Annotated in this window: 10 protein-coding genes; 9 read left to right on the top strand and 1 reads right to left on the bottom strand. The window is 57.4% G+C overall.

The annotated features are described in order from the left end of the window. Positions 1-99 precede the first annotated feature (99 nt). Positions 100-1,032: a nucleotidyltransferase and HEPN domain-containing protein gene (locus tag BXY39_RS08150; RefSeq protein WP_170163702.1), complete on the bottom strand. Its 933-nt coding sequence runs from the start codon at positions 1,030-1,032 to the stop codon at positions 100-102. 314 nt (positions 1,033-1,346) lie between these two features. On the opposite strand from BXY39_RS08150, the gene BXY39_RS08155 reads away from it, so the two are divergent. From BXY39_RS08155 to BXY39_RS08195, 9 genes are all read left to right on the top strand, one after another. Beyond that, positions 1,347-2,342, top strand: a complete 996-nt coding sequence (locus BXY39_RS08155; RefSeq protein WP_121938323.1) for an ATP-binding protein — start codon at positions 1,347-1,349, stop codon at positions 2,340-2,342. Positions 2,343-2,351: 9 nt separating this feature from the next. Beyond that, positions 2,352-2,717 carry a hypothetical protein gene (locus BXY39_RS08160; RefSeq protein ID WP_121938324.1) on the top strand — a complete coding sequence of 122 codons (366 nt, stop codon included), beginning with the start codon at positions 2,352-2,354 and terminating at the stop codon, positions 2,715-2,717. 14 nt (positions 2,718-2,731) lie between these two features. Continuing rightward, complete coding sequence (locus BXY39_RS08165; RefSeq protein ID WP_121938325.1) at positions 2,732-3,619, top strand: hypothetical protein; 888 nt, start codon at positions 2,732-2,734, stop codon at positions 3,617-3,619. Then, positions 3,619-4,743 (top strand): vWA domain-containing protein, encoded by a 1,125-nt coding sequence (locus tag BXY39_RS08170; protein ID WP_281270006.1) that lies wholly within the window; start codon positions 3,619-3,621, stop codon positions 4,741-4,743. Before BXY39_RS08165 ends, BXY39_RS08170 begins: the two co-directional genes overlap by 1 nt. Positions 4,744-4,816: 73 nt before the next feature. After that, on the top strand, positions 4,817-5,239 hold the full coding sequence (locus BXY39_RS08175; RefSeq protein WP_121938327.1) for a hypothetical protein: 423 nt from the start codon (positions 4,817-4,819) through the stop codon (positions 5,237-5,239). Beyond that, a complete protein-coding gene (locus BXY39_RS08180) occupies positions 5,223-5,510 on the top strand; it encodes a hypothetical protein (protein WP_121938328.1) in 288 nt (95 codons plus the stop codon). The genes BXY39_RS08175 and BXY39_RS08180 overlap by 17 nt, the downstream gene beginning before the upstream one ends. Further along, positions 5,507-5,899 carry a hypothetical protein gene (locus tag BXY39_RS08185; protein ID WP_121938329.1) on the top strand — a complete coding sequence of 131 codons (393 nt, stop codon included), beginning with the start codon at positions 5,507-5,509 and terminating at the stop codon, positions 5,897-5,899. Before BXY39_RS08180 ends, BXY39_RS08185 begins: the two co-directional genes overlap by 4 nt. A 109-nt stretch (positions 5,900-6,008) precedes the next feature. Continuing rightward, a complete protein-coding gene (locus BXY39_RS08190) occupies positions 6,009-10,334 on the top strand; it encodes a strawberry notch family protein (protein WP_170163704.1) in 4,326 nt (1,441 codons plus the stop codon). Positions 10,335-10,597: 263 nt separating this feature from the next. Next, on the top strand, positions 10,598-11,506 hold the full coding sequence (locus BXY39_RS08195; protein WP_121938331.1) for a DUF2493 domain-containing protein: 909 nt from the start codon (positions 10,598-10,600) through the stop codon (positions 11,504-11,506). Positions 11,507-12,048 lie beyond the last annotated feature (542 nt).

The raw sequence follows: 12,048 nt of genomic DNA on the forward strand, positions 1-12,048 counted from the left end.
TCGGAGATGTTTTAAAAGTCTTCAGGATGTTATGCGTTACCGTAGGAGTTCTCTCCATTTCACGAATGGAGCACACTTGGCCAATGCGCGAGAGCCGGACTATATCTGCTTCGATGCGTCCAAGGCTTCTGTTTCAAGGTGAGTCAGGTGCTCCCGGCACGACTGGTTGACAAGATCGATCAGGACTTCCACATGCTCCGCCTGCCAATGCAAAATTTCCATAGTGGTTTCATAATGCGGCGAATAGCGCGCTTCGATATAAGCCCGTCTCAACAGATCGAAATACCGGTCGAAAGGCTTCCGCCCGCGCGGCCAAGCATCACGCAGGCGGGAATCATGTTCCTCGGCATAATCGCGCAGTTTCTTTATATTGTGCTGTTTGGGCCGGTACAGAGCGAAGACAAGCAAAATCTTGGCATAGGCACTCTCCGTGGCTTGATGCAGAAGAAAAGCACTTTCTTGATGCCACCCGCTTTCAAGAGCGGTATGGGCCAGTTTTAAAAATCGTTCGGCAGCATCTCTACATTCCCGATGATACTGGCTTGCCATATCAAAAGCATGTTGAGGAGTAAGTTTTTTGGACTTGGTAAATGTGTATTTGCGTTTGCCGTTAGGGGACCGCTCGACCAATTCGTAGAGCATGATCCCGTCTCTGATGATGTCACACCAGAAATAATGACCATCCAGAAGATGGCTGTTCACCTCATCCAGGGTATGGAACATCAAGGAGGCCGTGGTCTTGACTTGCGGGTCATGCAGGATGCGATCCTCAGCAGCGCGCCAAAAAACACCCATCTCCGTCAGTTCATCATTATTGACGATTACCAGTAGATCATAATCTGAAAAGTAGCGCCCTTCCGGATCGTCCACCCAATTGCCGCGTGCATACGACCCAAAGAGAATAATCTTCAGTATGCGGCCACGCTTACGTTTTTTCGATGTGGAGATCGCGAGTTTGTCATCAAGCTCCTCGAAAAGAATACTTGTGATCCGATCCAGCTCACGTCGTTTTCGTTCCGGCAGATGGTCCACATTATCCTTCAAAGCCGGTCCCTCCAACCTCATCATTGCAGCGTTCAAAGGCCGTGGGCCACGACGCGCGCAATGTGGTTTATAGAAAGATGGGCTGGCCTAAGCAAATGAACCTCCGATCCATGAGACTGAATAGCCTTCGTCAGTCAGATATACTGCAAAACATCTTTGATGCAGAAAAAGGTTCCCTCCGCCGCCGAGCAGGCGGCGCAAACGAGTTTCCCTGCCCTTCGGCCGCAGCTTGGGGCAACCACCCAGCCTAAAGAAAAGCAGGGCTTTCCGGGGGTGCTAACGCACCCAGAAAGGAAAGTCCCATGAACCTTGCACAATCCACCAGCGCTCTCGCCCTGCTTCTGGCGGTGGGGCATCCCGTCTTTCTTTCCGGTCCTCCCGGAGTCGGTAAATCCACCATCGTCAAAGACTATGCCGCTCAAAACCGCCTCGATTTGATCGACCTGCGCGCAGTTTTGCTCGATCCCACCGACCTGCGCGGCCTGCCCTTTCCCGTCGGTGACGGGGACGACAAACATGTCAAATGGCTGATACCGGAGTTTCTGCCAAAGGAAGGCAAAGGCATCCTTTTTCTTGATGAACTCAATGCGGCACCACGGCTGGTCCAATCCGCATGTCTGCAACTGGTCCTGGACCGCCGTCTCGGCGAATATGCACTGCCCGACGGATGGCAGATCGTTGCGGCCGGCAACCGCGTGACGGACGGCGCAGGCATCAGCACCATGATCACGCCACTGGCAAACCGGTTTACGCATATTGACGTGAATGCCGATCTGAATGACTGGTGCGGGTGGGCCATCGTCAACGATATGCCGCCCGAACTCATCGCCTTCATACGGTTCCGCCCGGAACTCCTGAGCCAAGACCCTAAAAATGGTCAGGATGATGCTTTTGCCAGCCCACGGTCATGGCACGCCGTGGGGCAGATCATGGCCGCCAACCCTCCCCGGTCCATCGAACGGGATCTTTATATGGGACGTATCGGCGAAGGGGCGGTCACGGAACTAATAAGCTTTCTTGAAATGTTCCGGTCCCTGCCGAAGCTCGACGACATCCTGATGGACCCGACCGGCAGTCCGGTCCCGAGAAACGAACCCGGTGTTCTATACGCTATTGTCACCGGTTTGGCGTCAAAAGCCACGCCGGCAAACATGGATGCCATCGTCCGATATGCGGACCGGTTGTCTGATGAATATGCGGTATGCCTCATCCGCGATTGCAGAGCCCAAAATCCGGACACGGCCAATACCGAAGCCTTCATCGCTTGGGCATCGCGTAACAGCAATATACTGATTTGAGAACGGCCCATGACCGTTCCCAAAGAAACGGCGGACGGGATACCTTTGCATTTGCAGGCCCGTCTTCACCCCCATCTGGTCGGCAAGACCGTCAGCGTCAGACTTGGCAACACGCATTACACACTGTCTGTCGGCAATATCGACGGACGCCTGACGCCTTTGCTGAACTTCACCAGACCGCGCGCCAAACCCAGGACCGTCAATATGGGCGATCCGGAAAAGCGCGGGCTTCTGCCCGGCCTGATCAGCGCCTTTGCCGCCTGCTGGTTCGAGAAAACCATCACAGCACCGAACCGCGCCCCCCTGATTTTCAGCATCACAGACCGGCCCTGCGACACCTCGGATGCCCATCGCATCCGCCGCAATGCCGCCTGACAAGGAGACCTCCCATGACTGTTCTGTCAAACAAGACCATGCTTGTAGGTTTGCACATCCATCAATGGAGTGCGCGCAAGCATGACCCCCACGTCTCGGATCAAATCACCCATGAACATGACGCCACACGCGATGCCGGACGTTTTAACAAATTACTGATTTCCCATCAGGCACTCGGCCCCCTCAAAAGCATCATCAGCGGAGCCCGCAATGCCCATACACGGCAAACGCTACCCTGGTACGACAATGGCATGAGGATACTGCCGGCCCAAAACTATCTGCATTACATGGAGATCATGAGCGGTTCACGTATGCGTTTTCAGGACGCCGTCAATACTTTCATCAGCGATTACGCGAAGAATAAGGTTGAAGCCAAAAAGTCGCTTGGAACCCTCTACCAGGAAACGGATTACCCACAAGAAGCATCTCTCAGAAGACGGTTCGGTTTTGAGGTAACGGTCATGCCCATCCCGAAGGGGGACGACTTCCGTGTGAACCTTCAAGAAGAAGAAGTCAGTCGCATCCAGAGCAAGATCGAGATCCGCATCGCGGAAGCGCAGCACAAGGCCATGGCTGATTTGTGGAACCGTATCCATGAATCCGTATCCCACATGCACGAAAGGCTGACCGCCTATGGCGAAGATCCCGACAGCGGCCGCAAGACCGGCATGTTCCGGGATACCCTCGTCACCAATCTGAGAGACCTTACCGATCTTCTGCCACGGCTCAATTTCATGAACGATCCACAACTGGAGGACATGTGCCAGCAACTGAAATCCACATTGTGCGCCCATGACGCGAATGACTTGCGTGAGGATGGCGCCCTGAGACGCCAGACCGCCGATAAGGCCCAGGACATTCTCGATGAAATGTCGGGCTATGTCACTCAGGAGGCCGCATGATGGAACGCGTCACCAAAGCCAGGACAAGGCTGCTCATGAGCCAACCCTTTTTCGGGGTGCTCGCCCTGCGTCTTCAAATACAGGAGGCGTGCGACATGGACACCATGTCCACAGACGGCTCCTCCATTTTCGTCAACCCGGATTTTGTGCAGCAATTGAGCGACGACGAGCTTATCGCCGTGATGGCACATGAGGTCATGCACTGCGCCCATCTACATCCCTACCGCCGGGAGGGCCGGGACCTTCTGCTATGGAACATGGCCTGCGACTACGCCATCAATAGCATCCTGAAGGAGAGCGGGTTCATCCTGCCGGACGGGGCCTTGCTCAACCAAGCTTATAGCGGCATGTCGGCGGAATGGATATATGCCGATTTGCTGGACAAGCGCGACGGACAATCTCCGCAGTCCAATAGCCTGGACCCCGGCGGATGCGGCGCAGTGACAGACCCGCAGGAAAGCACCGGTCATGAGCAAACCGCCTCGGACCGCAAGCAGAAGGAAACGGCATGGAAACATGCCGTCATCCAGGCGCACCAGACGGCCAAGGCATCAGGACGCGCGCCCGGCGGCATGGACAGATTGATCAGGGACATCAAGAAGCCCAAGCTGGACTGGCGTATTTTGCTGGCGCGTTTCATCAATGCACGGGACCACTCTGACTACAGCTTTTCACGCCCCAACCCACGTTTCCTGCATCAGGATATATTCCTGCCAAGCTTGGAAAACCAGAAACTGGAAGAACTGGTCATTGCCTGCGATACCTCCGGCAGTGTCTCACAGGAGGAAATCGATCAGGTGAATGGTGAATTGAACGCCATTCTCCAGACCGTCAGGCCGGCATCCGTGACTGTTCTGCATTGTGATTTCGAGATCAAGAAGGTGGAGAGGTTCACACCCGATAGCGGCACGGTGACACTTGAACCTGTCGGCTTTGGCGGCACGGATCTGCGGCCGCCTTTTGACTGGTGCCGCGAGAACGGCGTCATGCCGGACGCGATCCTGTATTTCAGCGATCTGCTTTCGCATCAATGGCCGGACGTCTCGCCTGCACCGGTCCTGTGGATCACTCCGAACCAACGCAAAGCCCCGATTGGCGAGACCATCAGCCTGCAATACGGCTGACGCGTCCAGCCCCACCCGTCACATCCCCACTCAGAGAACCGCCCACAACCATCGTGGGCGGAAGGAGCTTCTTATGCTTTATACCGTCCAATGTTCGCGCGCCATTTATTGGCATACAACAGCCCTGGTGATTGCAGAGACCCATGATAAAGCCTTTGAAAACGCCCTCTTAGCAGCAAATGCCAGCCGTGATTGGAAAGAAGGGGAGGTGTCCGGCCCCGTCTTCATCGAAGCGGCCTATACCGGAATCATCGAAGATCCTTGGATCGGCCACCCCAAATCCCTACACCTGCCGGACGCTGTCACGGAAGAGGGAGAACCGCCTCTGGTGACAATCCACCTTAAGAACGGCGTCTATCAAACAGCGTATGTTTCAAGCGGCAAGGTCAATCTGGCTGTCATCGATGATGCGAAGGGTCTGTGCAACAACATCCAGTCCCTGAGCAGCAACAATAACGATCTGGGCAGGGAGGGCGGCAATGAAGATCGCGATTGAGATCGACGCCACCCCCAACGGCTACGAGAAGACTCTGACCATCAATGGCACCTTCAAAGCGGCAGCCCGATATGTCCGCGGAGCCTTTGGCCTCGAAATGGTTGGCCCGCATTCCATTGAGGACCAACTCGGCGAAAACGGCTGGCTCCTTCTGGTCAGCCCTATTGAAGGTCTGGACGATATCGGTCTCGCCGCCGTGCACCTGGCTGAGGATATCGCCATCAGCACCGGCCATGCGTCCAAACAGGGCAATTACGGAGAGGTATCATGAACAGCAGGTTCCGTATGCGTGACCGCCGGCCCGGACAGGAAATGATGACCGTCCGCGCAAGCGATATCAGACGGATTGCGGAGTATGATCAACATCCCGACCTGTCCTATCTGGAACCGGACGCCGATCCCGTCCACGCCGCTGCCAATGCCGAACGCCTGCAAGCCTATGGTAGAGGCGAGTGGCATTTCATTGCGATTAGGGCACAGGCCAAATTTATGATTCCCATAGGTGAACAGGCCGCCGTCATCCAATCCGTTGAGAGCCCCGGTCTTCATGGGATTGAAAGCGACAGCAGTCCCGAGCATCGCGACGAAATCTTCAAGGCGGAAAAGGCCAATCTATGCACCATGCTCAGACAAATGAACGTGACTGTCGTGGATGACTAGATCGTCCCACTGGGCAATCCAAATTTCCACAAATCCCCAAAAAATTCCCACAATTTCACACAAAAGCCCGGCAGGCCCGCTTGTCGGGTATTTTCGCGGGAGATTTCCCATGCCTATACCCCGACATCATCCCGATACCGCACTCTATGCGCGGGACCGGGCACATGCCCTGCTGACCATCAGCGCAGTGTTCGCCGAACGTCTGGCCCAGGACCAATCCCTGACCCGGTCCTATCTGCGCCGGCAGATGGAAAAACACGTCGGCGGCAGCGACCATGACGGCTGCTGGTCCTGGCGGGACTGCGCCGACGCCGTGGAAGCAGCTCAGACACTTCTTTATCGCGCAGTCCATGGTGCATTGCCGGTCCAAAAGCGCTTGCCGGCTCTCGCGGCTCTCCTGAACCGCCTGCCCACGGCTACCCACCGCAGCGAAGACAGCGTCACCGAACAGCATTTCGGGACACCGCTGGTCCTGGCGGAAGTAGCTGCCCTGCTGCTGCGCGTCCCACCGGGCGCCACGGTGCTGGAGCCCAGCGCCGGTTTCGGCCTGCTGGCCAGCGTCTTGTTGCCGCGCACCAGGGCTTTGGTTCTGTCAGAACTGGTCACGCACAAGCAGACGGTCCTGAAGGGCCTGTTTCCCGAAGCTCAAGTGTTCGGTCATGACTGCGGCAGTCTGCATGACCGGCTCGACCCCGCCATCCGACCCACCCATATCCTGATGAATCCGCCTTTCTCGTCCGCACCAGGTCAGATCGGCATGCGCGACATCGGGGTACGTCATCTCCTGGCAGCATTGGACCGGCTATCGCCGGGCGGTCGCCTCGTGGCCATCATGCCCGGTGGGTTCCGGCCTGATAACCCCCGCCATGCCACCACCTTCGCCAAGCTCCGGCGCAAGGGCCGCATCGACCGTTTCATAACGCTTTATGAAGGCTTGTTTGCCAAGGCCGGTACGGGCACAAGCACCACGCTGGTCGCCATCGACAAAACCAACACGACCGATACCGGCCAGCTCTATCCAGAAACCGAGCACATCGATACGCTGGATGCCCTCGTGGCATTTGGCCTCGGGTTGGTCCATGATCAGCCGGACCCGCCCCATGCTCCGGAGACCTGTCTGAAAGTTCTACCGGTCGTCGATCCGAATGTCTTGGACCCGTCGGCGGGCACGCTACAGCCCCGGCGCAAACGCATCCTCCTGCCCAGCCGGGGCCTCCCCGACCACCGCCCCCTAGAATACCGCGCGAAGGTGCAGGTGGCGCAAAAATCGGACATGTCCGACAGCCTCTACGAACCTTACGAATTGCAGGCCATCGATATTGAGGGTGCGCCGGAACACCCCACCCCGCTTGTTCAGTCCGGTGCCTTGGCCTCGGTCAAACCGCCGCGTCCCTCTTACGTCCCCAACATCCCCGTAAATACCATCGAGGACAAACTCCTGTCCGGGCCGCAATTGGAAGCGGTGATCTATGCGGGCGAAGCCCACAGAGAGCATATGCCCGGTCTTTTCAACTTGAATACCGACAAGACCGACATTGTCCGCGCTAATGGCGAAAAGCCGTTTCGCGTCCGGCGCGGATTTGCCATCGGTGACGGCACCGGAACAGGAAAGGGCCGGGAGATCGCCGGCATCATATTCGACAATTGGACGCGGGGACGTAAGAAAGCCGTCTGGGTTACAAAGTCCGACAGGCTGGTCCATGCCGCCCGCCGCGACTGGGTCGCCCTGGGCGGCGATCCGGCCACCATCGTCAATCTGTCCAAATATCAAAATGGCGAAAAGATCGGGCTGACCGAAGGTATCCTCTTCACCACCTACGCCCGGCTCCGCTCGGCCAGCGGCACGTCCAAAACCGCGCGCCTCGACCAGATCACCGACTGGTTGGGGACGGACTTTGACGGCGTGATCGCCTTCGATGAATCCCACGAAATGGGCAATGCAGCGCCGGGCAAATCCGACTTCATGGATACCGCACAGCAAGGCTCGCAACAGGGATTGAGCGGTCTTGCCCTTCAGGCACGATGTCCGGATGCCCGCGTGGTCTATGCTTCAGCCACCATTGCCACCAAAGTCGTCAACATGGCTTTTGCCGTGCGGCTCGGTCTCTGGGGCACGGATGATATTCCCTTCCATTCCCGCGAGGATTTCATGTCCGCGATGCAGGAAGGCGGGCTTGCCGCGCTGGAACTGGTGTGCCGGGATCTCAAAGCCTCCGGCCTCTATATGGCGCGCACACTGTCCTTTGCCGGCGTCACCTATGAGATTGTCGAGTGCGCTCTGACCCCCGATCAGGCCGCCATCTATAACGCCTTCGCGGACGCCTATGAGATCATCCACCATAATCTGCAAGACGCCCTGCGGGAAACCAATGTCATGAGTGACGGCAAGGCCCTCAACGCCCAAGCCAAGGGTGCGGCACTGTCAACCTTCGAGAGCGTCAAACAACGTCTCTTCAACCATCTCCTGATCAGTATGGCCACACCCATGGTTATCAAGCGGATCGAGAAGGATATCACCAACGGCCATGCCGTCGTGATCCAGATCGTCAGCACCGGCGAAGCGCTCATGGACCGCCGCCTGGCCCACATCGCGCCCGAGGACCGATATGACATTCAGGTTGATGTGACGCCGCGGGAATACATGATCGACTATCTCAAACACAGCTTCCCCATCCATCTCTATGACATCGCCGTGGACGGTGAGGGCAACGAACGCTCCACACCGGCCCGTGACCCCGAAGGCAATCTCATCGTCAGCCGGGCCGCCATGGAACGCCGGGACCGCATGATCGAGCGTCTGTGCAGCCTGCCGCCCGTGCCCACAGCCCTCGACCAGCTCATCCATCATTTTGGGACCGGTAACATCGCCGAGATCACGGGCCGGTCCCGGCGGATCATCAAAAAGACCGTCAATGGTGTGCCTCGGCGCATACTGCAATCCCGGACGCCACAGGCGGTCATGGCGGATGAAGACGCCTTCATGGCCGACCTCAAACACATCCTGATCTTCAGCGACGCGGGCGGCACCGGCGCCAGCTATCACGCGGATCTGAACTGTAAAAACCAGCGGCCCCGCAGACATTATCTGCTGGAAGCGGGCTGGCGCGCGGCCAACGCCATCCAGGGCCTCGGGCGCTCGCATAGATCCAATCAAGCCTGTCCGCCCCACCTCCTGCCGGTCACCACCAATGTTCAGGGCCAGAAACGCTTCACCTCCACCATCGTCAGCCGTTTGGGTACGCTGGGTGCCCTGACGCGCGGGCAGCGCCAGACCGGCGGCCAGGGCCTGTTCAGGCAGGAGGACAATCTGGAATCGGAATATGCCAACGCAGCCCTAAAGCAATTCTATCTGGCGCTGTCCATGGACAAGATCAAAGGGATCAGCCTAGACCGCTTCACTGCCATGACAGGGCTCAAAATCGTCACGGAAAGCGGTACCCTGCTCAGCACTTTGCCTAACATCCGCCGCTTTCTAAACCGTCTTCTGGCGCTGCGCATCGAAACCCAGAATATTCTCTTCGAGCAGTTTACCAACTTCATCGCGCGGGAGGTGGCAGCGGCCGAAGCCAAGGGCATCGTGGATAATGGTTTGACCACTTTGAATGCGGACAAGCTGGACCTGCTGGACAAAACCATCGTCTATACCCATCCGTCAACCGGCGCCGAGACCATGGCCGTGCGGATCAGGCGGTCCAAAAGGACACATCCCATGTCCCTGTCCAAGATCCATGAGATCCTGGCCACAACACCCAAAGCCCGCATGATGGTCAATGGCCGCAGCGGCAAGGCCGCCTTGTGTATCCCCGACAATCCGATCATGGATGAGAATTTTGACTGGATCGAACGATACCGCCTTCAGGGGGTCAACACCCACCACTATAAGATCAAGCCGGAGCTGGACGACTCTCACTGGCGCATCGTGGACCGGACGGACTTCGACGCAGCCTGGCAGGACGAGGTGGCCGCCACTCCAGAGTTTTTCACGGACGAACTGTATGTCCTGACCGGCCTTCTGTTGCCGATCTGGCACAAACTGCCCGAGGACCAACCCCGCGTGGTCCGCATTCAGACCGATGACGGCACCCGCCTGCTGGGACGTATCCTGTCCTCCGTTGCGTTTCAGCAATTGCGGGCCTCATGCGGCGAAGCGGTGGATGCCGTCAGCCTGCACCGGATGCTACTAGACGGGACCGGCGATCTGGCCCTGCAGAACGGCCTTGGATTGCGCCGCGTCAAGCATATGGACCGTCATCACCTGGAGATCACGGGCACCGACTTCCGCACCAATCAGGCGCTGAAAAGCCTTGGCTGTTTCACATCCATCATCGACTACCGGACCCGTTGCTTTTTACCTACGGATGAAAGCGGCATTGAAATCCTGAAAGCGGTACTGGAACGCCATGGGCTGAAGGCCGTGCAAACCCTAGCGGCCTGAACGCCCGCGACGGGTCGAAAACCGGTGCGTCCGGCAAGCCAAGGACGCGCCCTTCAGGGCACGGGCTTCTGGATGCGCACGGCCCATCCCTGTCTCCCTTGGCACGGTCCCGGGCCGCTTTTGTGTGCCACTTTAGCAGACCCCGCGCACTGTCAACCCCCGTGAAGGGGGTATGCGAGCCGAAGGGCTCGCTGACAGAGGCGCCAAAGGGGGCCTGCTGACGTGGCCACAGCGGCGCCGGGCCGCGCAAAAGGAGACAGATCATGGACGACCACGCAAGCATCCCTTACGACCATCGCCTGACAGAACTGGCGGCCTATGGCATCCATCCCACCGACGATCCCGACCTGCGCGGCCTGCCCGGCCAGACCCAGGTGGAGCAGGCTTCTCAAACCCTCATCCAGGCCGCCATAACGCTCTTTGAGGACAGCCGTCTCGATCGCGAAACCGAACACGTCCTCTGGCAGATCGTCAATATCATGCACCGGCGCGTCGAAAAGCTGGACCGGGATCTGGACGCCAATGAGCTGGTGCAGCGCCGGCTTTGTCTGGAACAGGACGGCTCCGAGGTCGCCAGCACCAATCTGGAGGATGCCATTACCAAGGGCCAGAACATCACCGAGGCCCGCAATTTCTTCGAACTGATACGAGATCTGCTGGCAGAACATTTCCAGGCGGAGACCGGCAGCGACTGGCGTCCGTCGGCAGGCCGCTTGGTCAATCATGGCACCATGACGGCGGCCATGCTGGAAAGCAGTGACTTCCTGCAAGCACGCCGGGATGCCGAAATGACCCTGAACAATCCTTCCGGCAGCTATATCGGCTTCACGGGCCCTACCGACTTCTGCGATGTGGACGGCATTCATCGCCTGCTGGACAAGGTCCATGCCAGTCATCGTGATATGGTGCTGATTCACACGGGGCAGTCCAAGGGCGCGGATCTGATCGCAACTCAATGGGCCGCCAAAAACAAGATCACGGCCATTGCCTTCGCACCAGATTGGGACCGCCATGGTAGGGCCGCCCCCTTCAAGCGCAATGATGTCCTGCTGCAACAGAGGCTGAAAGGTCTGATCGCCATCGATGTCAAAGGCAATGGCATCATCAAGAACCTGGTTCAGAAAGCCGAAAAGCTGGCCGTGAAAACCATGGTGATCAAGGCACCTGAGTAGGTGCCTTTTTCCGTTTTGTTCTGTCCCATACGGTCAGGTAATGGAGTTAAGTGTTCTTTTGATTGCCGCTCAGTGATATGGCTGACAACACTTGGCTGTAGATTGTTGCCAAGCCAATCTTCTCAACGTCGTAGGTCGGTGTCGGGTCTATAAGACGAAGCTCTACATTGCCTCGCATCCCTCGTGTAAGGCATGGGGCCTTACATGGAAGCTCGCTGATGCACATTTTTATAGATACGAATATCTTCCTCAACTTCTTTCATTTCACAAAAGATGATCTTGATGCACTGAATGATGTTTTCGCATCACAGGAGCATGACGCGGCAACCGTTTACCTAACAGAACAGGTTCGCGATGAAATCCGCCGCGCCCGAGGGGATTCGAACCTCTGGCCTCTGCCTTCGGAGGATCTAATAGCACCTATCCGAAACATGCGATAGAGCACGTCTTTATGCGATAAAGCGTTGAAACACATTGTTTTTCTAAAGCGCTCCACCGAAGTCTCTATCCGAACACAGGTCGCGATTTCCGCCCTACTGCTT

It is taken from the genome of Eilatimonas milleporae (assembly GCF_003688555.1).
Taxonomy (GTDB): Bacteria; Pseudomonadota; Alphaproteobacteria; order Sphingomonadales; family Kordiimonadaceae; genus Eilatimonas; species Eilatimonas milleporae.